Annotated in this window: 20 protein-coding genes and 1 riboswitch; of the genes, 14 read left to right on the top strand and 6 right to left on the bottom strand. The window is 43.1% G+C overall.

The features are described from left to right. The first annotated feature begins 2 nt into the window (after nt 1–2). The 3 genes from cobM (at nt 3) to PGR74_RS04775 (ending at nt 4,687) form a co-directional block, all read left to right on the top strand. Nucleotides 3–1,814, top strand: coding sequence for a precorrin-4 C(11)-methyltransferase (cobM, locus tag PGR74_RS04785; protein WP_270516792.1), 1,812 nt, complete (start codon nt 3–5; stop codon nt 1,812–1,814). Between the two features lie 72 nt (nt 1,815–1,886). Further along, entirely contained in the window at nt 1,887–3,671 is a 1,785-nt protein-coding gene (cbiD, locus tag PGR74_RS04780) for a cobalt-precorrin-5B (C(1))-methyltransferase CbiD (RefSeq protein ID WP_041503436.1), read from the top strand. Between the two features lie 131 nt (nt 3,672–3,802). Beyond that, nucleotides 3,803–4,687, top strand: a complete 885-nt coding sequence (locus tag PGR74_RS04775; protein ID WP_041503435.1) for a DMT family transporter — start codon at nt 3,803–3,805, stop codon at nt 4,685–4,687. 59 nt (nt 4,688–4,746) lie between these two features. On the opposite strand, the gene PGR74_RS04770 is transcribed toward PGR74_RS04775, so the two are convergent. Genes PGR74_RS04770 through PGR74_RS04760 form a run of 3 tightly spaced genes read right to left on the bottom strand, consistent with a single transcriptional unit; the run spans nt 4,747 to nt 7,978 of the window. After that, nucleotides 4,747–5,763, bottom strand: a complete 1,017-nt coding sequence (locus PGR74_RS04770; RefSeq protein ID WP_041503434.1) for an ABC transporter ATP-binding protein — start codon at nt 5,761–5,763, stop codon at nt 4,747–4,749. A gap of 9 nt (nt 5,764–5,772) precedes the next feature. After that, complete coding sequence (locus PGR74_RS04765; protein WP_289623344.1) at nt 5,773–6,813, bottom strand: iron ABC transporter permease; 1,041 nt, start codon at nt 6,811–6,813, stop codon at nt 5,773–5,775. 4 nt (nt 6,814–6,817) lie between these two features. Then, the gene (locus PGR74_RS04760; protein ID WP_270516804.1) at nt 6,818–7,978 is read right to left on the bottom strand and encodes an ABC transporter substrate-binding protein; all 1,161 of its coding nucleotides are present in this window, start codon (nt 7,976–7,978) and stop codon (nt 6,818–6,820) included. A gap of 27 nt (nt 7,979–8,005) precedes the next feature. After that, a riboswitch (cobalamin riboswitch) is annotated at nt 8,006–8,201 on the bottom strand. A 110-nt stretch (nt 8,202–8,311) separates the two neighbouring features. On the opposite strand from PGR74_RS04760, the gene cobI reads away from it, so the two are divergent. The 4 genes from cobI to PGR74_RS04740 all read left to right on the top strand — a co-directional run bounded on the left by cobI (nt 8,312) and on the right by PGR74_RS04740 (nt 13,125). After that, nucleotides 8,312–9,019 (top strand): precorrin-2 C(20)-methyltransferase, encoded by a 708-nt coding sequence (gene cobI, locus PGR74_RS04755; RefSeq protein ID WP_041503432.1) that lies wholly within the window; start codon nt 8,312–8,314, stop codon nt 9,017–9,019. 90 nt (nt 9,020–9,109) lie between these two features. After that, a complete protein-coding gene (locus PGR74_RS04750; protein ID WP_041503431.1) occupies nt 9,110–10,285 on the top strand; it encodes a BamA/TamA family outer membrane protein in 1,176 nt (391 codons plus the stop codon). Further along, a complete protein-coding gene (locus PGR74_RS04745; RefSeq protein WP_052634601.1) occupies nt 10,272–11,990 on the top strand; it encodes a lipid A phosphoethanolamine transferase in 1,719 nt (572 codons plus the stop codon). The genes PGR74_RS04750 and PGR74_RS04745 overlap by 14 nt, the downstream gene beginning before the upstream one ends. A 145-nt stretch (nt 11,991–12,135) precedes the next feature. Continuing rightward, nucleotides 12,136–13,125: an aspartate-semialdehyde dehydrogenase gene (locus PGR74_RS04740; RefSeq protein ID WP_041503430.1), complete on the top strand. Its 990-nt coding sequence runs from the start codon at nt 12,136–12,138 to the stop codon at nt 13,123–13,125. 49 nt (nt 13,126–13,174) lie between these two features. Here PGR74_RS04740 and PGR74_RS04735 read toward each other — a convergent pair whose 3' ends face one another. Next, nucleotides 13,175–13,828, bottom strand: a complete 654-nt coding sequence (locus tag PGR74_RS04735; protein WP_181416489.1) for a 4'-phosphopantetheinyl transferase family protein — start codon at nt 13,826–13,828, stop codon at nt 13,175–13,177. A gap of 509 nt (nt 13,829–14,337) precedes the next feature. Here PGR74_RS04735 and PGR74_RS04730 point away from each other — a divergent pair. Both PGR74_RS04730 and hflX read left to right on the top strand, forming a co-directional pair. Then, nucleotides 14,338–15,030, top strand: coding sequence for an energy transducer TonB (locus PGR74_RS04730; protein WP_041503429.1), 693 nt, complete (start codon nt 14,338–14,340; stop codon nt 15,028–15,030). Between the two features lie 63 nt (nt 15,031–15,093). After that, complete coding sequence (hflX, locus tag PGR74_RS04725) at nt 15,094–16,317, top strand: GTPase HflX (protein ID WP_041503520.1); 1,224 nt, start codon at nt 15,094–15,096, stop codon at nt 16,315–16,317. 259 nt (nt 16,318–16,576) lie between these two features. Here the strand turns inward: hflX and tyrS are convergent, their stop codons facing one another. Together tyrS and PGR74_RS04715 are read right to left on the bottom strand one after the other, a co-directional pair. Then, nucleotides 16,577–17,869 carry a tyrosine--tRNA ligase gene (tyrS, locus tag PGR74_RS04720; protein WP_041503428.1) on the bottom strand — a complete coding sequence of 431 codons (1,293 nt, stop codon included), beginning with the start codon at nt 17,867–17,869 and terminating at the stop codon, nt 16,577–16,579. A 28-nt stretch (nt 17,870–17,897) separates the two neighbouring features. Further along, nucleotides 17,898–18,377: a CvpA family protein gene (locus PGR74_RS04715; RefSeq protein WP_059027088.1), complete on the bottom strand. Its 480-nt coding sequence runs from the start codon at nt 18,375–18,377 to the stop codon at nt 17,898–17,900. 390 nt (nt 18,378–18,767) lie between these two features. Here PGR74_RS04715 and aspS point away from each other — a divergent pair, with 390 nt between their 5' ends. The 5 genes from aspS to PGR74_RS04690 all read left to right on the top strand — a co-directional run bounded on the left by aspS (nt 18,768) and on the right by PGR74_RS04690 (nt 24,885). Further along, nucleotides 18,768–20,519, top strand: a complete 1,752-nt coding sequence (aspS, locus tag PGR74_RS04710) for an aspartate--tRNA ligase (protein WP_270516787.1) — start codon at nt 18,768–18,770, stop codon at nt 20,517–20,519. A 114-nt stretch (nt 20,520–20,633) separates the two neighbouring features. Next, a complete protein-coding gene (locus PGR74_RS04705) occupies nt 20,634–21,761 on the top strand; it encodes a DNA polymerase III subunit (protein ID WP_041503425.1) in 1,128 nt (375 codons plus the stop codon). Between the two features lie 102 nt (nt 21,762–21,863). Continuing rightward, complete coding sequence (locus tag PGR74_RS04700) at nt 21,864–23,135, top strand: PSP1 domain-containing protein (RefSeq protein ID WP_082027530.1); 1,272 nt, start codon at nt 21,864–21,866, stop codon at nt 23,133–23,135. After that, on the top strand, nt 23,128–23,946 hold the full coding sequence (locus PGR74_RS04695; protein ID WP_041505183.1) for a rhomboid family intramembrane serine protease: 819 nt from the start codon (nt 23,128–23,130) through the stop codon (nt 23,944–23,946). The genes PGR74_RS04700 and PGR74_RS04695 overlap by 8 nt, the downstream gene beginning before the upstream one ends. 6 nt (nt 23,947–23,952) lie before the next feature. Continuing rightward, nucleotides 23,953–24,885 carry a rhomboid family protein gene (locus PGR74_RS04690; RefSeq protein ID WP_052649397.1) on the top strand — a complete coding sequence of 311 codons (933 nt, stop codon included), beginning with the start codon at nt 23,953–23,955 and terminating at the stop codon, nt 24,883–24,885. The last annotated feature ends 8 nt before the right edge of the window (nt 24,886–24,893 follow it).

Genomic DNA, 24,893 nt, shown 5'->3' with positions numbered 1-24,893 from the left:
ATATGAATTCGATAGCCATCATCATAGCCTCGGATCAGGGAGCCGAAACGGCTCGGATCATCCGCCGGGAGATGCCAAACAGCGAAATATTTTCATCGATAGAACGAGAAGGATGCACTCCTATCGACTCCATCGCCGCATTTACCGCAGTTCATTTCCATGATTTCGACGCTCTCCTGTTCATAGGAGCTTTAGGTATATGTGTTCGGACCATAGCCCCCTGTATCCAATCCAAATACAAGGATCCTGCCGTGATCAACATAGACGCCGTAGGGAAACACGTCATCCCGGTTTTGTCAGGACACGTGGGAGGTGCAAACGAATTAGCCAAACGCATAGCGGGAATTATCGGCGGAGAGGCCATTATTACCACGCAGAGCGATAATACAAACCTATGGGCTCTCGATACCCTCGACCGCCAATTCGGATGGAAAGCGGAAAAAACACACCCGATGAACGAGATCATCGCCGCCTTTGTAAACAAACGCCCGACGGCCCTGTTGTTGGATATTAGAGACAAAGGCACAAACTATTTGGAACATACCTGTCCTGAACATGTAGAACTATTCTATCGATTTGAAGACGTTCCTCAAGAACGCTTTCACTTGTTGATCGCCGTCACTCCCCGCATTTACAATTTTTCCATACCGACCCTTATCTTCCGCCCCCCTGTCCTCCACATGGGAATAGGCTGTAAAAGGAACGCTCACCCGGAAGGAGCGTGGGAATGGATAAAAAAAGATATGACAACCAAAGGCTTATCTCCTTTATCTCTAAAAAGCATTTCCACTATCGAACTAAAAAAAGAGGAGCCTCTTATCCGGGAAATCTCCCGACAAACAGAACTTCCTCTTACCGTGTATGCGACAGAAGATCTACAAGGCATAGTGGTTCCCAATCCTTCCGAAAAAGTTTTCGAAGTTACCTCTGTTTACGGAGTGGCAGAAAGTACAGCTTTGAAAAGCGCCCGCAACGAACAGCTACTTATTGAAAAACAAAAAATGTCCCTTCTTGAAGGGAGTCATTTTACATACGCCATAGCATGCGATGCCCTTGCGGAACGTAAAGGTTTCATAGAAATTGTCGGCGCCGGACCCGGGGATCCCGAATTAATTTCCGTAAAAGGAAAGCGCTTCCTCGAACAGGCAGACCTTATTCTGTATGCCGGTAGTCTGGTGCCCGTGGAACTAACCTATTACGCCAAACCAGGAGCAACCGTACGCAGTTCGGCTTCTATGGATTTGGAAGAACAATTCGCAATTATGAAAGAATTTTACGATAAAGGACTCTTTATCGTCAGACTTCACACCGGAGACCCTTGCATTTACGGGGCGATTCAAGAACAAATGGCCTTTTTCGACGAATACGGCATGCACTATCACATTACGCCCGGAATCTCTTCTTTCCTGGCAGCAGCAGCAGCTTTACAATCCCAATTCACCATACCGGAAAAAGTACAGACCATTATCCTTACCCGGGGAGAAGGCCGCACCCCGATGCCGGAAAAAGAGAAACTACACCTGTTGGCCCGGTCACAAAGCACTATGTGTATTTTCCTAAGTGCTTCTATCGCAGAGCAAGTACAGAGCGAGTTGTTGGTACATTATCCGCCCACGACTCCGGTAGCTGCCTGTTACCATCTGACTTGGAAAGACGAACGAATTTACCGGGGAGAATTAAAAGATTTGGCCCGGATCATAAAAGAAAATCACCTGACTCTCACCACAATGATCGTTGTAGGAGAAGCTATCGATAACAGACAGGGACTTTCCAGGCTCTATTCGCACCAATTCAAACACTTATTTCGCAAATAAAATAATTTGATCGTAAATTACAAATTGACAATTGTAAATCAAACATCGTAAGATTCTCGATCCAAAATTACCATGGTTTTAATATTCGGCGGAACGACAGAAGGAAGGGCAGCGGTTCGTACATTGGACGAAGCGGGAAGTTCTTATTACTATTCCACCCGAGGTAAAACCCAACAGTTGGAATGTAAGCACGGTACCCGAATCAACGGAGAGATGGACCGGAAATCCATTCAAGACTTCTGCATTTCCCATGATATTCGCCTTATCGTGGATGCCGCCCACCCTTTTGCCGAAAATTTACACGCGAATATCGCCCTTATATCCGAAGAGTTGGAAATTCCCGTTATCCGTTTCGAACGCCGTTATCCCGAACACGATCCTTCGTTTATCTGGTGCGACTCTTTCGATGAAGCCATCCGATACCTAAAGCGACACTCTATCCGGAATTTACTGGCCCTAACAGGCGTCCAAACGATCCATAAGTTACATCCTTACTGGTCGCAATATCCTTGTTGGTTCAGAATACTTAACCGGGAAGACTCTTTACAACTTGCCAATAAAGAAAATTTTCCCCGTGAAAAATTACTTTTTTGGCAAGAGGGAGAAGATGAAACCGCTCTTTTGGAAAAAATACGACCGGAAGCCATCCTCACGAAAGAGAGCGGAGAGTCGGGTTTTTTCCGTGAAAAAACAGAAGCGGCCAAAGCTCTGCATATCCCGCTACTCGTCATTAAACGTCCTCCATTACCGGATTCTTTTTATACCGTCAACGGAGAACACGGACTTCGTTACCGGGTGGAACGTCTTTTACCCGGATTTTACCCGTTACGCAGCGGTTTCACGACGGGAACCTGCGCCACGGCTGCAACCAAAGCCGCCTTGCAAGGACTTCTTACCGGAACAGTTCCAACAGAAGCAACAATAACTCTGCCCAACGGGGAAGAAGTGACTCTACCCGTTGAACAAGGTTTTTTGAATGAAGACTCCTGCAAATGCTGCGTTACCAAAGATGCGGGAGATGACCCGGACGTAACCCACGGACGCCTGATCTGTTCCGAAATCAGGTTCAACTCTTCTCCGGAAATCCGATTTCTGCCCGGGGAAGGGGTAGGAACCGTGACCCTGCCCGGCTTAGGAATCCCCGTGGGAGATCCGGCAATTAACGCCACACCCCGAGCTATGATGATTCGAGAGGTAGAACGTATGATTCATCAACACAAAGTCGATCAGGGAGTTGACATCCGAATTTCCGTACCCGAGGGAAGTATTTTAGCACAAAAAACATTTAACCCGAAATTGGGGATTACCGGAGGAATTTCCATCATCGGCACTTCCGGAATCGTACGTCCTTTCTCCACGGAAGCATTTATCAATTCCATCCGTAAAGAAATTCAAGTCGCCAAAGCCCTCGGTTGTAAACATATCGTCATCAATTCCGGGGCCAAAAGCGAAAACAGGTTGCGGGAACGCTTCCCCGATCTTCCCCCCCAAGCATTTATCCATTACGGGAATTTCATCGGTGAAACGTTAAAGATGGCGGAAACAGAAGGCATTGAAAAAATCACCATGGGCATTATGATCGGTAAAGCAATTAAATTAGCGGAGGGACATTTAGACACGCATAGTAAAAAAGTAGTCATGAACAAAGAGTTCATCCGTCAAATTGCCAAAGAAGTAAAAAGTCCTTCTGCTTTAATCCATTCGATTGCAGATATTACCTTAGCCCGGGAATTATGGACATTATTTGCTGATTCCCCTGCCTTCTTCGAAAAACTCATCGAATATTGTTATAAATACTGTCTCCCTCAGCTCTGCTCTTCCGAATTGGAAATCATTCTTATACAAGAAAACAATTGACAAGGCTATCATTCTTCGATTGAAATATCCGGAGATGTACAATTTAAAATCACTGATTATTCCCCATCTTTTTTACCCGAAACAACAACATATAAAACAGGTTTAGTATTTTTGCGCCGAATTTTTGAGATATGAGTAGGATAAAAGGGATTATATACGCAATCGTGGCCTCCTCAACATTCGGGCTGGCCCCATTTTTCACCCTGACACTTTTAGCTGCCGGATATTCATCATTTGAGGTATTATCTTATCGCTGGGGAGTAGCCTCTCTTTGTTTAATCCTATTCGGATTATCTCTTAAGTGTAATTTTTGCATAAGTAAAAAGGATTTGGGTATCGTTTTTTTATTGAGCCTGTTCCGGGCTGCGACCTCTTTTAGTTTAGTTATTGCCTATCAAAACATATCGAGCGGAGTCGCATCCACGATCCACTTCATGTACCCGTTAGCCGTTGCTATGGTCATGATGTTTTTTTTCCGCGAAAGAAAATCAGGTTGGATCCTTTCAGCTATTTGCATGTCTATCGTCGGAGCCGTCATGCTCTCTCTCGGTAATATCAATCACAACGAAGGAGATGCGACTCTCGGAATTATATCCGCCTGCATCTCTATCTTCTCTTACGGAGGATATATCGTCGGCGTGAGAAAAAGTCGTGCCGTACAGATCGATTCGATCGTTCTTACGTGCTATGTAATGGCTTTCGGAGCCCTAATGTTTATCATTTGCGGCAGTTTCACGGGAGGAGTTCGGTTAGAGACCGACGGAAATCTCTGGCTTTACATCCTGGGTCTGGCATTGCCGGCAACCGCCATATCCAACATGACATTGGTTAAAGCCATCAAACACATCGGCCCAACCCTTACTTCCATATTCGGAGCCATGGAACCCTTAACGGCCGTAGTCATAGGGATATGGGTATTTCACGAGTGGTTCACCGTTCAGGGAGCCCTCGGAATCCTGTTAATCATCGTGGCTGTAAGTATCGTCGTCTTACAGGAAAAACGAAAAGTCAGTTAACCCAATCCAAAAATTGCCGACGAAAGAACTCCGAGACTAACAATCACCACGGAATTCCTTTATTCACAATTGTCAACCAGTTGTTTCAGTAAAATATCGATATCGGGAACGGATACGATTTTTCCGGAGGGGAACTGTATCTTAAAACCTTGGGTCGTAAGATCTCCGGTCTCTACGACAATATCCGACACTACATTCCGATTGGCTAACATACCGTTTCGTTGCAAAGCTTTCCGAACCATGGCATATTTCTGGCCATGCCCGATCAACCGCACTTGCCTCGTATATTGATTTTCAATCCGGAACAAACCGGTCTCCATATCGAAAACAATTCCCTTACGAGCAAAAAAATTACTCAAATGCCCGTCTAAGGCCAAATCTTCAGGAGTCCCGATCGTAATGCCGTGTTGACGATCCATTAACCAAATTTTATCGGCAATCTGCAAAGCCAACTCCAAATCATGGGTCGAGAGAAAAATGGTTTTATCGGTTTCACGCGTCAAACGATGAAGCAATTGCATGATCTCCACTTTACTCGGGAAATCCAAAAAAGCAGTAGGCTCGTCTAAAAAGATAATCGGAGTCTGCTGCGCCAATGCTTTGGCTATCATTACTTTTTGACGTTCTCCGTCACTCAAGGTATGTATCATCCGGGAGGCTAAATTCTCTATCCGGACCAAGGCGATAGACTCCTCGACAATCCGGCGATCCTCCTTATTCAACACTCCCCAAAACCCGGTATAAGGACTGCGTCCCATTTCAACCAATTCCCGGGCCATCATGTTCCGGACATCACATTTCTCCGTGAGTACTACCCCTATGGTCGTCGACAACTCCTTATCGGTATATCTCTCGATCTCTTTTCCCCTGATCTCGATCTCTCCTGCCAACTTCGGTTGAAAAGCAGAGAGCGTCCGCAAAAGTGTCGATTTACCTACCCCGTTAGCTCCTAACAAACAGGTCAATTCCCCCCCGTAAATCGTCGTACAAATACCTTGTGCCACTATTTTCGTATCACTTTTCGTCTTATAACCGATAGAAAGACCTCTTATATTTACCGTATCCTTTAATGCCATAACCTCATTTTATTCGTTCCAATCCCCTTTCCGTTTCCTAAATAAAACAGATGCAACCACAGGAGCCCCCACCAATGCCGTCACGGAATTAACCGGAAGAGCTCCTTCAAACCCAGGCAAACGGGCGATCAAATTACAGGCCAAAGCCAAAGCTGCCCCCACCAGCATGGAAGCCGGCATCAACATCCGATGATCCGAAGTCTGAAATATAGCCCGACACAAATGAGGAACCGCTAAACCCAAAAAGATAATCGGTCCGCAGTAAGCCGTCACGATAGCCGTCAGTACCCCGGCACAGGTAATTACTTCCACCCGGGCTCTTTTTATGTTTAATCCGAGATTACGGGCATATCCGTCACCCAGCATCAACAGATTCAAAGACTTGATCAATAAAAACGATAGGGGAATGATCACCGCCATAATTCCGACAAACAACATCATCTGATTACCAGATACTCGAGAGAAACTTCCCAAACCCCAGATAACATAAGCCTTGATATCCTCCTCCACGCTAAAAAATTTCAACACCCCGATAATCGCGTTGGCAATATAGCCGATCATCACTCCGATAATCAATAAAGTAACACTCCCTTTTATCTTCCCGGAAGCAAAAACGATCAAAGCCATAACAGACAGAGCCCCTATCACAGCCGCTACGGACATGGCCACCTCTCCGATAAACCCTAAACGGCTCAAAGCGACCCCTCCCAGATTGCCCGAAAGAAGCACAACGAAAGCAACTCCCAAACTGGCTCCGGAACTAATCCCCAACACGGAAGGACCGGCCAAAGGATTCCGGAAAATCGTCTGCATCTGTAATCCACTGATAGACAAGCCAGCTCCTGCCACCAATGCGGTCAACGCCTGAGGTAAACGAGATTTCCAAACGATATTCTGCCAAGCCACCGGTTCTCCCTCTCCCCCTGTCAACACGTTCCACACGGAGGTAAAAGGAATGGAAACCGATCCCAAAACCAGATTCAGCAACAAAAAGACGATAATAAATACTATAATGGAAAAAATCAATACCGTATTTCTCCGTATGTTCATCTTCCTACTTTTTTAACAAATCATAATACACCGGCCGATAATCCGGCAACAACTCCGGATGAAAAACCCTAATCATATCAGCCAAAACAATATCCGGCTCGGCCGGCATACTCTCGTAAAACGGTTTTTCCCTCATATTGCAATAGATCACCCCTTTTTGCCGGAACGCCTTGAAATCCGCGTATCTTTCATCCTGTGCTTTCAACGCATCGTAATTATACTCTCCGGGAAAGCTGTTCGCGATACGCCAATAATCCGCACTCTCGGCCTGATTATAGACCGTTTCAAAATCGAGAGTAACTCCTCCCGATCTGGGATCATCTTTTAAAAAATAATCGGCTCCCGCATCATGAAACAATTGAGCCAAAAAACTTTTTCCCCCGACCGCATACCATACGCCACCCCTCAGCTCTCCACTGAATACAACCGGGCGCCGCTTCACATCCCGTACCAACCGTTTCAATTCATTATATCGTTGCTCTATCTGACCGAATATCCGATTCGCATCCTCTTCCATTCCCAACAATAAACCGGTAAACTTAATCCATTCGGCCTGTCCCAACGGAGTCATCTCTTTGTAGCCCAAATGAGGAACCAAAGGAATGCCTATATCTTTCACCGCATCATATCCCCCTCGTTTAAAAGGGGAAATCAGCATCAAATCCGGATTGATATTCATGATCACCTCATTATCGAAATTACCTTCGATACCGATCTTTTGAGTCCTCCCCTCGTCCACCTGCTTTTGCATGGTTTCATTGAAAAGGTAACGGGTACTCGTAATTCCGACCACCCGATCCATCGCTCCCAACTTAATAACATTGGACAACTGTAAAGAGGTCATACAGATCAAATGCCTGACCGGAAGATCGATCACGGGAACTCCCTCGGGAAAAGAGGCATGACCTCCCCGCTTCTTCAAAACGAACCGGTAACAAGTACTATTTTTATTTTGTGGGTCTTGTATCTCCAATAACAAATAATCCTTCCGATATTCGACCCGAAAGCCTTGCGCATACTTCAGCCGGATTTGTCTTGCAGTGTCTGATTCCGCTTTAATACCGGATACGACAGAATCAACCTTAGCCCGACGTTTTTCCGGTTTACAAGAAAGTAAACCGACAGATAACAACAATACTAAAGATAATTGCATGAATGTATTCATTTTCTTTTCCTCCGAAAGATTAAATTTAATCAATGTACACATCTGGCAGGTTTTCTGGCTTGTCATCTTTTCTCCTTCCCAAAACAGACACATTTCAGTGGTTGTACCGAAAAGATCTACCTCATTACGAGATAGCGATTGACTTTACAGCTGCGGGGACAGCCCCGGAATTTCACCGGATTCCCTTTTCCTTATGGAAATACCAAGACGCATGCAAAGATATAAATATTATTTTGATCACATTCTTTTTTTTACGACTTTTGCCCTCGCAAATTTATGACCCAGAGATCATAAAGAGATTCAAATTTGCTTTTTACGATTAAAATCATAGATATGGCAATAACAGGAAAAATCATAAACGTCTCATTAGGACCAGGCAATCCGGAATTAATCACGGTTAAATCCCTGAAAACCTTACAAGAATCGACAAGCATATACTGTCCGGGAACCGCAGATAAAAACGGTAATTTTAAATCCCGTTCTTTAACCATATTGCGGGCATTGCCCGTCGATACAACCCGGATTCACTGTTTTCCGGTCCCTATGTCAAAAGACCGGACGGAAGCCAATCGGATGTATGATCAAATAGCCTTGGAAATTCAGGAAAAAATAAACAAAGGGGAGATCGTATCCATTACAGCGGAAGGAGACTCCGGTTTCTATTCTTCCGGCAATTATCTGTTTGAGAAACTATCAAACGCCGGAATTCCCATCACGACATCAGCCGGAATTCCGGCTTTTATCGCGGCCGGTGCATTGGCCGGTCTCCATATCGTGAAACAGGAGGAAAAACTAATTGTCCTTCCCGGCACCGTTTCCTCGGGAGAACTCCAGGGCTTAATAGAAAAAAACTATGTCATTGTAATTATGAAACTTTCACAATGTACGGACGAGATCCATCGCTTTATAGCAAAGAACCCGTCACTTCATGTTCATTATTTTGAAAATATCGGTACGACCGGAGAGCTTTATTACCAAGACAAAGAGGAAATCATGACGAAAGAATTTCCTTATTTTTCTTTGATGATTATCAAAAAGTAAACAAATGGCATAAATCTTGCGTACATCGTCTAACAGAATTAAAACCGTGTATTAAAATCTATATTCCAACTACTTCCAACAAAACAAGATATGATTCAACGATCACTATATATCTTTATTCTCCTGTTTGGCTTTGGTATATCCCAGGGCAAAGCAGACGGACTAATAGAAAAAAGGGACAGCATAAACGAGATTCCTGATTCCGTGAAAACAAAAAAAGATAATTTTTTCAAGCGTTTTTATCGTTATTTTGCCGAATCGAACGAAGTAAAAGAAGAGAAAAAATTCGATTTCTCCATCATCGGAGGACCTCATTTTTCGAGCGATACCAAATTAGGCCTCGGCGTGGTCGCTTCCGGTCTATACCGATTAGACCGTTCAGACAAATCCATATCTCCCTCCAATGTTTCTATTTACGGTGATATCACCACAACCGGATTTTACCTGTTAGGGATTCGCGGGAATACGATATTTCCGAAAGACAAATTCCGAATCGACGGAAACATCTATTTTTTCTCTTTTCCGAGTTCTTACTGGGGAATCGGTTATGAAGCCGGACACAGGGATTCCAGCACGACCTTTAAACGGTTAGAAAATCAAATTAAACTGGATTTTTTATTCAAAGTCGCCAAAAATACCTACGTGGGGCCCAACCTGATGTTCAGGAACGTTAACGGAAAAGATTTTAAAGATATTTCATTCCTTAACGGAGAAAAGAGCAGCATCTCCTGCTTCGGTCCCGGAATCGTAGCTTCCTACGATTCGAGGGATTTTATTCCGAATCCGAGCAAGGGATTTTATGCCAAATTAGAACAACAATTTTTTCCTAAATTTTTGGGAAATGACTATGATTTCAATAGAACGAGCGTAGAACTCCGTTATTACCATAAGCTATGGAAAGGAGGTATCCTTGCTTCGGAGATACAAGGTATTTTCAATTACGGAGATACCCCGTGGAGTATGGTTGCCCTATTAGGAGGTCCCTACCGGATGCGCGGATATTACGAAGGACAATACAGAGACAACGATATGGTTCAGACCCAGGTGGAACTCCGGCAAAAAATCTACAACCGACATGGCATTGTCGTTTGGGGTGGAGCCGGAAATGTTTTTCCGAAAACGGACAAATTCAAATGGAGTCAAACCCTTCCCTCCTACGGATTGGGATATCGCTGGGAATTTAAAAACAGAGTTAACGTAAGATTAGATTATGGTTTCGGCAAAGGACAGAACGCATTCTACTTCAATATCAATGAAGCTTTTTAATTTTATTTCCGATTTCACGAAAAAACCCAAAGCAGTTTTTTGGTTTTTCATCATCCTGAACATGATACCGAACTGCTTCTTAATCTTCACGGAACCTCTTTCGGGATTAGGAAGGATCATTCTTATCCTTGCTCCTTTAGGAGTATACCTTATCGTGTTTTCCCTGCTCAAAAAGGCCGGACTGATCCAACTCATCCTAATCCCCCTATTGATATTCCACGCCTTTCAAATGGTCTTGTTTTACCTTTTCGGAGAATCCGTTATTGCCGTTGATATGTTTTTGAATTTACCAACGACCAACGCATCCGAAGCAGGCGAGCTGCTAAACAGTTTGTGGCCGGCTATAATCCTGGTCTGTGTCCTTTATATTCCGACCATCGTTCTCGCTTCTATGTCGGTACATTATAAAGTAATCTATCCCGCGGCATTTCGCCGACACATGATCATAGGGGGAGCGGCTTTACTCGTCCTTACATCCGGAGGTATCGTTTTTGAGAAATCACGGGACAACAGCTACGAAATAAAAACGGATATCTATCCTGCCAATATATTTTACAATTTAGGATATGCCGTTCATAAATGGCACCGTAGTGAACTCTACCCAAAAACGTCTAAAGAGTTCACCTTTCATGCCACTCGGGATTCGCTGGTTTCCGAAAAGAGAGAAATCTATATACTCGTTATCGGAGAAGCTTCCCGCGCCAAGAATTGGAGTTTATGGGGATACGAAAGGGAAACCAATCCCCGTCTAAAAACGACGGAAAACTTAATATTGTATAAAGATGCCCTTACCCAATCCAACACCACGCACAAAAGTGTACCCTTAATCCTTTCTGCCGCCGACGCGGAACATTACGAGGCTCTTTATACCCAAAAAAGTATTATTACCGCTTTCAAAGAAGTCGGTTTTAAAACCGTCTTTTTTTCCAATCAGATTCCCAACCGTTCTTTCACGGACTATTTCGCTTCGGAAGCGGACATCTACAAAACAATCCGATTACCGTTAGAAGGAGGACTAATCACCGAAAATAATTACGATCAAGCCCTAATCCCTTTGATTAAGCAATGCATCGATTCCTTGTCCGACAACCTTTTTATCGTACTCCATACCTACGGATCACATTTCAACTACCGGGAACGGTATCCGGCAGAATTTGCCGTTTACTCTCCGGATAACACCTCGGGAATCGAATACAAATACAAACAACAACTGATCAATGCTTACGACAATAGTATTCGTTATACCGACGGTTTTCTGGCCGACATTATCCAATTGTTGAATGAAAATCAGGCAGAATCAGCCCTATTGTACTCTCCGGACCACGGAGAAGATCTACTGGATGACTGCCGGAAAAAATTTCTTCATGCCTCTCCCATCCCTACCATTTATCAAATACACATTCCTTTCTTCCTGTGGTTTTCCGAGTCTTACAAAACATTAAAACCGGAACATTACACCCAAGCCCTTGCACATGCCGATGCTCCGGTCTCTACAAATGCCATTTTCCACACATTACTGGATTTGGCAGACATCCGCACGGCCTACTTCAGACCGGACTTATCTTTAGTCAATCCGGGATTCAAACGCCGTCCCCGCATGTACCTGAACGACCACGACAAGCCCGTCAACTACTACCTCGTAGGAATGAAAAAGCAAGACAAGGATTACATTCAAAAAATGAAGCTAAACCATGATATTAAATAAATATTGATATTAGGTGATTTAGTGATTGGATGATTAAAATGATTGACGATTGCAATTAAAATTATCATACATTTGTCGTTGTTTTTAATACCATTAATTATAAATTCTGCAATCCCAATATATCGATTGCAAAAAACTGAAAAATATGAAAGTAGCAGTAGTAGGAGCAACAGGTCTTGTCGGAAGAAAGATGTTGCAAGTTTTGGAAGAGAGAAATTTCCCCGTAACCGAATTAATTCCCGTGGCCAGCGAAAGCTCCGTGGGCAGAGAGATCACATTTAAAAACCGAACATATAAAGTAGTAGGCACGCGAGAGGCTATACAAATGAAACCTCAAGTAGCTATTTTTTCAGCCGGAGGGGAAACCTCTTTAACATGGGCTCCTCAATTTGCAGCAGCAGGGACCACCGTCATAGACAACTCTTCGGCTTGGAGAATGGATCCCGCTAAAAAATTAATCATTCCCGAAATCAATGCCGATACATTAACCAGAGACGATAAAATTATTGCCAATCCGAACTGTTCCACCATACAAATGCTCATGGCTATAGCACCTCTCCACAAAAAATACAAAATCAAACGAATGGTTGTATCCACTTACCAATCCGTTACCGGAAGCGGCTTAAAAGGAATCACACAACTCGAGGGTGAACGGGAAGGTAAAGAGGTGAAAAAAGCCTATGCCCATCCTATCGACCGAAACTGCTTACCCCATTGCGACTCTTTTACAGAAAACGGTTACACGAAAGAGGAGATGAAACTGGTAAATGAAACCTGCAAAATCTTAAACGACGACTCTATAAAAGTAACAGCCACCGCCGTCCGTGTTCCCGTGACGGGTGGACATTCCGAGAGTATAAACATAGAATTCGAACGCGATTACAACTTAGATGACATTCGAAATTTACTGTCACAAACTCCTGGAGTGGTCGTACAGGATGATCCGTCGCAAAATATTTACCCGATGGCACTTACCGCAAATGAAAAAGACGAGGTCTTCGTGGGACGGATCCGACGGGATTTCTCCCGGGAAAACAGCCTTAACCTATGGGTCGTTTCGGATAACCTGCGAAAAGGAGCAGCGACCAATGCCGTTCAAATAGCAGAATACCTGAACAAACAGCAATTATTATAATACAATTTTTATTTCAGCTTTAAATAGAGACCGTTATACTCCTTTCTATTTAAAGCTGAAATATCGAAATTGAACATTCCCGAACGCGAGGTAATACGTTTTGCTCGCTACAAACAAAACAAGAATATCGATGATCAATCGGACATTCGCTCACCTCTAAAGGTAATTTCCTGTTTTCTTCATGCAAAAAAATACCATCCTCCTCAAAGGCGACCAAAAAACTGCTCATCGGACGCGTTAAACCAGCTCCCGTATATTTCAGAAAACTCTCCTTTACGGACCAAAAATCATAAAACAGTCTATCCTTTTTCTCTGCCCATACAGATTTCAATCGCTCTACCTCCAAAGGATGAAAAAAACGAGAAGCCACCTCCATTCGAGCCTTTTGCCTCTTCTCTATATCGATCCCCACGGCCTGATCGGAAAAAGCACATACCAAATAATCTCCGGAATGAGAAATATTAAAAAAAAGATTCGGAACTCCTTCCAAATAAGGCTTCCCTTTTTTCTGTCTCAAGATTCGATAGGAAAAAGGAGCGATATGCCAATACGTTTTCAATACATAACGCACCAAAGCCTCTCCTGCCGACCGGAACAATTTTACTCGTTCGTTTTTATAAACGACAATTTCCCGATAAGTTTCTTCGGATATCCATTTTTTCAATCCGGGAGAAACCTTCTCATACCTTACGGTTGACGGCATGTAAATATAAAAAACCTCGAGCATGATACAAATGTAAAAAACTTACCCGAATTTCTATCCTTTAAGGTCCGTTTTTAGATTTCGAAGCGCCGGGAATACATAATTAACGTTAATTTAAGCTTGCGTCGTGAAAAAATTAAGAAAATATTCACATTTATCCCTTGAAAAATTGTTTTTCTCATTTTTATATTCTACTTTTACATCATCAAATTAACGTTTGAATAACATTTAAATAGAAGAGCAAAAAATTAAAAAGCGACTTACACAAGAATAAGATACATACAGTGATTTACATACAATACGAACATCCCGAAAAGAGGCAGTCTTAATAGGCTGCCCTTTTTACTTCTTCTTATTTCAGCCTTCTACTTGCACATTAACAAGATTTTAAAAGAGATTCGTTTTTCGTTTAACATTTTATTCGAAAAAAAGTTGCTATTTCTCTCCATATTGCTTATCTTTACGAACGAAAAGTGGAATAATAGTAAGCACATATTTAAACTAATAAAATGGAAGTAAAGAAATCACCGAAAGCAGACCTTGAAAGAAGAAAAGGTATTTTCTTCGAGATCGGTTTGGTTGCTGCCTTGGCCATCTTATTCTTAGCTTTCGAATGGAAAGTAAGCACTAACGTTGAAGAAGAATTTATGACCGTGGCAGAGCCGACAATGGAAGAAGAGGTCATTCCAATTACGCAACAAATGTTGAAACCGCCTCCTCCACCTCCTCCAGCCCCGAAATTAACGGACTTGATCGATATTGTTGAAGATGATACGGATATTGAGGAGCAACTGGAAATTGAAGACGTTGAAGCTGACGTAGAGAACAGAGAGGTCCAAAATTACGATTATGACGGAGAGTACGATCCCGATGCAACGGGAGAAGACGATGTCTTCGTAACCGTGGAAGACATGCCGGTTTTTCCGGGAGGAGATATCACAAAATGGATTAACAAGCATGTGAAGTATCCGATGATTGCCCAGGAGAACGGAGTACAAGGTAAAGTAATCGTTCAATTCGTAGTTGGAAAAGACGGAACTGTTGGTGACATAAAAGTGGTTCGTGGAGTAGACTCGTCTCTTGACCAGGAAGCCGTTCGCGTCATCAAATCCATGCCCAAATGGAAAGCAGGGAAGCAGAGAGGAGTACCAGTAAAAGTTTCCTTTACTGTACCCATCAATTTCCAATTGAAGAATCAATAATAAAAGATTTTTGAATTATAACAAGGGGCTGTCGTGATCGTCAGCCCCTTATTTATCGCTATTATGGGGAATTATTTTTATACGGAAAAAAAAGCAGAAAAAGCAATTCTTGTGGGTGTAGCCCTACAATCAGAAAATATCAGCTACGATACCATGTGTGAATATTTAAACGAATTAGCCTTCCTGGCCGAAACGGCCGGAGCCGAAACCGTGAAAGTTTTCACACAAAATTTAGACAAACCGGTAACAGCGACCTTTATCGGTAAAGGGAAATTGGAAGAGATCAAAAATTATGTAGAAGAAAACGACATCGATTTGATTATCTTCGATGACGAATTGACTCCTACCCAACTTCGCAATATAGAACGGGAACTGAAAGGAAGAAAGGTGCTCGACCGGACCAATCTGATCTTAGACATATTCGCCAAAAGAGCCCGAACCGCAGAGGCAAAAGCCCAGGTCGAACTCGCACAATACCAATACCTCCTGCCTCGTTTAACGGGAATGTGGACCCACCTGGAACGGCAAAAGGGAGGTATCGGTTTACGAGGTCCCGGAGAAACGGAAATCGAAACGGACCGAAGGATCATTCGGGATAAGATCTCCCGCCTGAAAGAGCAACTCGACAAAATAGACAAACAGATGATTACCCAACGTAAAAACAGGGGGAAATTAGTGCGGGTAGCTCTTGTCGGGTACACCAACGTGGGTAAATCTACTCTGATGAATTTATTGAGCAAGTCGGAAGTGTTCGCGGAAAACAAACTATTCGCGACATTGGATACGACCGTACGAAAAATCGCCATCAAAAACGTACCGCTTCTATTAGCCGACACCGTCGGTTTTATCCGCAAACTGCCTCATCATTTGGTGGAATCCTTCAAATCGACCTTAGACGAGGTACGGGAAGCCGATGTGATCCTGCACGTTGTAGATATCTCCCACCCGCAATTCGAAGATCAAATCCGGGTTGTTAACGAAACGTTGGCTGAACTGATCGAGAATCCGAAACCGACGATTACGATTTTCAATAAGATAGATGCATTTACCTTTGTACCTAAAGAGGAAGACGACCTGACCCCTATCGAACGGGAAAATTACAGCCTTGATCATCTCAAACAAATGTGGATGGCCAAACAAGGGGGAGAAACCGTATACATATCGGCCAAAAACAAGGAAAACATCGAGGAGTTAAAAGAAAAATTGTACAACATCGCAAAAGAAATCCATTCGGCCCGTTTCCCGTTCAACGACTTTCTGTATCAAGACACGATAATTGAAGATTAAAAGATTAGAGATTAAAAAGATTCTGTGATTAGGTGATTTAGTGATTGGATGATAAAAAAAGATGGACGATTGTAGATTGTAAATTAAAAAACAGCGTTCGTTTCATCATCTACAATTTAAAATCTACAAAGAATGTGTGGATTAGAAGATTGAAAAATTAGGTGATTCGAATGCAATCCTTTAATCGCTGAATTATCAATCACAAAATCACTGAATTCTTCCGATTTAAAATAAAGAAGCGACCTTTCGGTCGCTTTTATTACTTGACATTCAGCAAGAAATAATTCTTTTTACCGCTCTGCAATAAAATAAATTTATCATCGATGAGGTATTCCGCATTCACGATCAATTCCTGATCCGTTACCTTCTCCTTATTCAAACTGATCGCATTTGATTTCAATGCACGGCGTGCTTCTCCCTTGGAAGACATAATCGACGTTTTATCGGCCAATAAATCCACGATAGAGATCCCCGCTTCCAAATCGGAACGCAAAATATCATACTGAGGCACACCTTCGAAAACTGCCAACAAAGTATCTTCATCCAAACGTTTCAACGCATCCGAAGTTGCGTTTCCGAACAAAATCTGGGAGGCTTCCACGGCAGCCTCGTAAGCTTCCGGACTATGAATCAGACAGGTTATCTCCCTTGCCAGAACCTTCTGCAATTTTCTCAGATGCGGGGCATCATGATGTTCGACGATCAAAGCATCTATTTCGGCCGGAGGAAGGATCGTAAAAATCTTAATGTATTTCTCGGCGTCCTCATCCGTGGCATTCAACCAGAACTGGTAAAACTTATAAGGAGAGGTTCGTTTAGGATCCAACCAGATATTGCCGGATTCCGTTTTTCCGAATTTTTTACCATCACTTTTTGTCATCAAAGGCCAGGTCAAACCATAAGCCTCCGCACCGTCTTTCCGGCGTATCAATTCCCCCCCTGTCGTAATATTTCCCCATTGATCCGACCCTCCCATCTGCAGAAGACAATTATAATGACGACGTAAATGCAGAAAGTCATATCCTTGTACCAACTGATACGTAAACTCGGTAAAAGATAAGCCCTGTGTCGAATCGGCACTCAATCGCTTCTTTACCGAATCTTTAGCCATCATATAATTCACCGTAATATGTTTTCCAACCTCCCGGATAAAATCAAGAAAGGTGAAATTTTTCATCCAATCATAATTATTCACCATGATCGCGGCATTCGGTGCATCGGAATTAAAATCGATGAACTTCGACAACTGCGCCCTGATCCCATCCATATTTTTCTGCACGGTTGTCTCGTCCAATAAATTTCTTTCCAAAGACTTACCGCTCGGATCCCCTATCATTCCGGTAGCCCCTCCTATCAGAAAAATAGGTTTATGACCCGCCATTTGAAGATGTTTCATCATCATAACCGACACCAAGTGCCCCACGTGCAACGAGTCTGCCGTGGGATCAATACCCACGTAAGCCGTCGTCTGCTCTTTCGCCAGTTGCTCCTCTGTTCCCGGCATGATATTATGAATCATACCCCGCCATTTTAATTCTTCAACAAAATTCATCGATTCTCAATTTATAGGATTTTGACAATTAATTTACAGCACTCCGATAGACCCCATTTGCAAAATTAACAAAAGGATAATACAACAGGCTCTGATTCTTGGTTTTTGCAGGAATAAAATCATATTTAGAGTCTAATGCATTGACAACAAACAAGATGACACATACTACAATAGCAGCTTTCATCATGCCTAACAAAATTCCGAACAATTTGTTGAAAAGCCCCAAAGAGACCATATCGACTAATTTGGTCAATAACTTTCCCAACAAATGAATAACGATAACTACCAATAGAAAAGTTACCGCAAAAGCGACGTAATAAGAGTAAGAAACAGGAATATCGATAAAATCTTTCAAAAAAGATTCCGTAACGCTTCCGTACTTTAAAGATATGAACACGCCTAAAATCAACGCGAACAACGTCGACATCTCCACGATCAATCCGGAAGTAAAACCTTTATATGCTCCATATATCAAAGGAAGCAAAATAATCACATCAACATAATTCATCTCTGCCTTTCAATCCATATAATAAGGTTTCAAAGATAAAAATTTGTTTATTCATATCCGAAAAAATAACATACATAAATGGAGCATTTGGCATTTTAACAAAAGAATCAATACATAAAAATCAAAATACAGGAAATGAAGGTGTCGTTTTATGGAAAATTCATCCGAAAGAGAATACCCGCATCCGATCCGTCGGAAAACCCCGAACGTCTATTTCAAATCCGTTGACTACATATGCTGATTTTTTGCGAGATTAGCACCGGAAACTGATAAATTCTTATTATTTTCGCAAATTGTTAAATAGGCGAATTGTATCCTATAAACAAAGTCATATAAAAACAAAAGAGGACTTAGGAGTAGCTCCGAATCCGAATATTTAATAGTAAAACTATGTACAGAACACATACTTGTGGACAACTACGAATAGAAAACGTGAATGAAAGCGTTTGTCTCAGTGGTTGGGTTCAAAAGGTAAGACGGTTAGGTGCCATGTCATTCGTGGACTTGAGAGACCGTTACGGTATTACCCAGTTAGTCGTGGAAGAATCCGCTCCTGACGAGATCAAAAAAATAACGGAAAAATTAGGAAGGGAATACGTGATTCAAGTAAAAGGCACCGTGGTTGAAAGAGCCAGTAAAAACACCAAGATTCCTACCGGAGAAATCGAGATCCTGATTAAAGAACTCCATATATTGAGTACTTCTGAAACTCCTCCTTTCACCATCGAAGACCAAACCGACGGGGGAGACGACATACGGATGAAATACCGTTATATGGATTTACGCCGGCCTGTTGTTCGGAAAAACCTGGAATTGAGACATCGGATGGCACAGATTGTACGCAATTACCTGAGTAACCGGGATTTTATAGAAGTAGAAACTCCCGTTCTGATCAAAAGTACTCCGGAAGGAGCCCGCGACTTTGTCGTCCCTTCACGGATGAACCCGGGACAATTCTACGCTCTACCGCAAAGTCCACAGACTTTCAAGCAATTATTGATGGTTTCCGGATTCGATCGTTATTTCCAGATCGTAAAATGTTTTCGGGACGAAGATTTACGGGCGGACCGCCAGCCGGAATTTACCCAGATCGACTGCGAAATGTCTTTTGTCGAACAGGAAGACGTATTAGAGCTATTTGAAGGGCTGGTCCGTCATCTGTTCAAAGAAATACGAAACGTCGATATCCCGGCAATCCCCCGAATGACTTGGGCGGACGCCATGGAATATTACGGATGTGACAAACCCGATATCCGTTTCGACATGAAGTTTGTCGACTTGACGGCTATCGCCAAAGGAAAAAACTTTGCCGTATTTGACGATGCCGAATACATAGGAGCCATTTGCGCCCCTCGATGTGCTCATTATACGCGGAAGCAGATCGACGAGCTGACGGATTTCGTGAAACGTTCTCAAATCGGGGCCAAAGGTTTGGTTTACGTGAAATATAACGAGGACGGAACCCTGAAATCTTCCGTGGATAAATTCTACGACGAGACCGATTTAAAACGATGGGCAGAAGCTTGTAAAGCCCAACCGGGCGATTTACTTCTTATCCTGGTAGGTCCCAAGAAGAAGACCTTACCCCAATTAAGCGAATTACGCTTAGAGATGGGAAACCGTTTGGGACTGCGGGATAAAAACGTATTCAAACCTTTATGGGTAGTGGATTTTCCTTTATTGGAATGGGACGAAGAAACACAACGTTTCTATGCCATGCACCATCCCTTCACCTCTCCCAAACCGGAAGATATTCCTTTAATGGATTCCGATCCGGGAAAGGTCCGGGCCAATGCTTACGATATGGTCATTAACGGAGTGGAAGTAGGAGGAGGTTCTATCCGTATCCATGATTCCAATCTCCAGTCCAAAATGTTCGATTGCCTCGGATTCACGCACGAAGCCGCACAAGCTCAATTCGGATTCCTAATAGGTGCCTTCAAATACGGAGCCCCTCCTCACGGCGGAATTGCTTTCGGATTCGATCGCTTGGTTTCCATGTTTGCCGGTTTGGATTCGATTCGGGACGTGATCGCTTTCCCGAAAAACAATTCAGGAAGAGACGTTATGATTGACTCCCCTTCTGACATTTCGGAAGAACAGCTGAAAGAACTGAACATTCGACTGAAAACGGAAAATTAAATAACATCATTCAATGATTTCAGATTATCCGCTTGGCTGATCGAGAAAGCTCGGTCTTAAATAAAAAAGTCTTGTACGGCTGGAATCTAAATCATTAAATTTAAAAATTAAAACGTGTTTTTTAAAGAAGTCATCGGCCATGAAGAGATAAAGCAGCGACTGCTCGCCACCCTGCAATCGGGAAGAGTGAGTCACGCCCAGCTATTTACCGGAGAAACAGGCTCCGGTAGTCTGGCCCTGGCCCTGGCTTTTACCCAATATCTTTTTTGCACGGGCGATAAGCACGAGGAAGCTTGTGGGGTTTGCCCGGCTTGCAAAAAGATGCAAAAATTAATTCATCCGGATCTGCATTTCGTTTTCCCCGTGGTAAAATCCACAAAAATCAAACTTCCCGTTAGCGATGAATATCTCAACGAATGGCGAAATGTACTACTGAACAATTCTTACATAGATTTGGAGAACTGGCTATCGGCGATGGGAGCCGACGAGAACGCACAAGCCATGATCTACACGGAAGAGAGTGGGAATATCCTGAGGAAACTGGCACTAAAACCCTTTGAATCGGATTACAAGGTAATGATCATATGGCTACCGGAAAAAATGAAACCGGAATGCTCTAACAAACTACTCAAAATTTTAGAAGAGCCTTACCCGAGAACTCTTTTCCTGTTAGTCTCGGAACACCCGGAAGAGATTATCAATACTATTTTATCCAGGACACAACGTGTTCATATTCCTCCTCTCGGACAAGAAGAGATTGCCAAACAGTTGATCCGCCAGCAAAGCCTGTCTCCCGATTCCGCAAACGAAGTCGCCCACGTGGCCTCCGGAAGCTGGCTAAAGGCCCTTAAAATCCTCGAAGAGACGGAAGAGTCCGTTTATAACCAGGAAAAATTCATTCAAATGATGCGCTTGTGCTGGGAGAGGAAGATGCTAACGGTTAACGAATTCGTCAACGAATTGGCAGCCCTGGGAAGAGAGCGGCAAAAAAGTTTTCTAACTCATTGCATCCGTATGATACGTGAAAACTTTGTCAGAAACTTTGAGCTCGAAAATATAGTATACATGACCAAACGGGAGAAAGATTTTTCCGTAAAATTTTCTCCTTATGTACATGAAGGCAACGTAATCCCGCTTTACGAAGAGTTTGAAAGAGCTTACAGCGACATCATCCGCAACGGAAACGGGAAAATCATATTCACGGATCTTTGCATTAAGGTAATGCAAAATATCCGTCCATAGGTCAACCGCACGCATAGGTTGACCAGAAAAGTGAAAACGGAAAACAGCCTGATTTTCAGTCGTAACTTTTAGCTTTTAATTTTTAACTTTTAGTCTTAACGTATGAGTGAAGAAATAAACGAAGAGATCCGGGAAAATCCCGAAAACCAAAATAAACAGCCCTATCCTATCGTTCCGGTAATAGACCATCGTCTGCTTGCCGGTAAATTGACGGAATACAACTGGATGCAAGATATCCCGGAGGGTTGTAGTACTTCCGATATCGTCGAAGTTCGCTTTAAAAACACGAGAAAAGGTTTTTACCTGAACAACAGCAACCTGAATCTCACTATCGGAGATATTGTTGCCGTAGAAGCTGCATTAGGGCACGACATCGGTATCGTCTCCCTGACAGGAGAACTGGTCCGGGAACAGATGCGATTGAAACGGGTAGATCTGGAACGAAATCCGCTGAAAAAAGTGTATCGAAAAGCCAAACCGCACGATATCGAAAAATGGCAACAGGCTATCGCCCTCGAGTATGATACCATGATTAAATCCCGCAAGATTGCTGCAGACCTTAACTTGGACATGAAAATCGGAGATGTCGAATACCAGGGAGATAAAACAAAGGCTATCTTCTATTACATTGCCGGAGACCGGGTGGATTTCCGGAAATTGATTAAAGTACTGGCCGAAACTTTTCACATCCGTATCGAAATGAAACAAATCGGAGCACGCCAAGAAGCAGGGCGCATTGGCGGCATCGGTTCGTGCGGACGAAAACTTTGTTGCTCGACCTTTATCACCAACTTCATATCGGTGTCTACTTCCGCGGCACGTTATCAGGATATCTCCCTGAACCCGCAAAAATTGGCAGGCCAATGCGGCAAGTTAAAATGCTGCCTTAACTACGAAGTGGATGCTTACATCGATGAGCAAAAAGATTTTCCTTCCTCCAATGTTTGGCTGAATACCGGCGAAGGTATGCTCTATCATCAAAAAACCGACATATTCGGACGTTCCATGTCTTATACCTATGATAAAGAGGGAAAAGGAGCTTTAATCAAACTCCCCGTGGAACGGGTGAAAGAGATTATCGCCATGAACAAAAGAGGTTTTATTCCACCTAAAGCTTTAGATACGAATGAAAAGCGACCGGAAGATATCAAATACACGGATGGAGTAGGAGAAGAGAGTTTAAACCGCTTTGACGAAAAGAAACAACCTAAAAAGAACTATTCCAAAAACAGAAATAACCGGAAAAACGTACAAAAAAATAACAACCGGGCGGAAACAAACCGTTCCAACGGAAACAAACCGGTAAACAAAGTGGAAAACAGACAGCATAAACCGGTAAACAAACAAAATACTAAACCGAACAAAAATGAGTAATTATCGTCCACTTTCCAATATTACCCCGGCGGTAAAAGCGATCATCATCATCAATGTGATCATTTTTCTACTGATCAACCTCATGGGAAAACGCTCCGGTATCGATTGGGTCAATATTTTAGGATTACACCTTCCGGAATCCAAGCACTTCGCTTTCTACCAATACATTACCCACATGTTTACCCAAGAAGGGCTAACGCATATATTCTTCAATATGTTCGCCGTATTCATGTTCGGACGCATTCTTGAATCGGTGTGGGGAAGCAAACGTTTTGTCATATACTACATGGTCACCGGTATCGGAGCGGCACTACTCTATTCATTGGTCAGCTGGTACGGTTACCACAACATGCAGGAGGAGTTCTATGCTTTTCAAAATACACCGGACCCCGGCTTATTAGCAGAATTTTTACGAACTCATCTGGGAGGCATTCCGAACGACTTAGTCGCCTTTATCGACGGTTGGACCAACCATCCGAATTCCCAGGAGTATATTAAAACGGCAGAGGCCATCTATCAAAACGTCATACAGGGATACGTCAACATTCCGATGATCGGAGCTTCAGGAGCCGTTTTCGGAATCTTGTTAGCTTTCGGCATGCTGTTTCCCAACACGGAATTGTTCATTATGTTCATTCCGATACCGATTAAGGCTAAATATTTCGTTCTCTTTTATGGAGCCGCCGAGTTGTATTTAGGCATTCAAAATCAAGTGGGAGACAACGTGGCCCATTTCGCCCACCTGGGAGGTATGCTGTTCGGTTTCTTCATGATACGTTATTGGCGTAAACACAGTAAACGTTTTTATTGATCGATTATGGCCGCATATTATAACCCATATGGTAATACCCCTTTCTCTGAAGGAATATGGAGCGGAATAAAACGCTCTTTCAGACAAGGAACGACCCTTAGCCGACTGATATACATCAATATTGCGGTTTTCATTGTCATCAAGTTAGCAGCCGTATTCTTTATATTGGCCGGCTATCGGGGGATAGACGAATTTTTATTGCCCTACGTGGGAGTTCCCGCTTATCCTTACAATCTTCTGTACACTCCCTGGACCATCATTACCTATATGTTTACACAGTTCGGATTCTTTCATCTGCTGTTCAACATGTTATGGCTCTACTGGTTCGGAGGGATTTTTTTAAACTATTTTTCGGAACGAAAACTGACGGGAGTATATATTCTCGGCGGAATATCAGGGGCTATCATCTATATGGCGGCCTATGCGATCTTCCCGGCTTTTGCCACGGAACGCTATTTTTCATGGGCCATAGGGGCCTCGGCTTCTATCATGGCCATCGTCTTTGCCGTTTGTACCTACCTGCCGAACCACCGGATCTATATATTCCTGGTCGGCCCGGTAAAATTAATCCATTTGGCCCTTTTCACGGCAGCAATCGATATCATCAGCATACCTTCGGGAAATGCGGGTGGACATATCGCCCACTTGGGCGGAGCTCTTTTCGGTTATCTTTTCACGTCAGGCATTCGAAAAAACCGGGATATTGCAAGCGGTATCGTCAACTTCTTTGAAAAGATCGGAAAACTATTTATCTCCCGTAAAAAGATGCGGGTAAAGTATAAAAAGAAGGCATCGGATATGAATGACAGGGAGTACAACGAATACAAAAAACAAAAAGACGACCGGATCAACGATATTTTAGACAAGATTTCCAAATCGGGATATGAAAGCTTGACAAAAGAGGAGAAAGAAATTTTGTTCAAATCGGGAAGAAATTAAACCCATAA

Source organism: Sanguibacteroides sp. AM78-02pH3A (assembly GCF_027666085.1).
In the GTDB taxonomy this organism is placed as follows: domain Bacteria; phylum Bacteroidota; class Bacteroidia; order Bacteroidales; family Marinifilaceae; genus Gabonibacter; species Gabonibacter massiliensis.
Note: the sequence above shows the minus strand (reverse complement) of the source record. Positions and strands in the feature narration are given on the sequence as shown.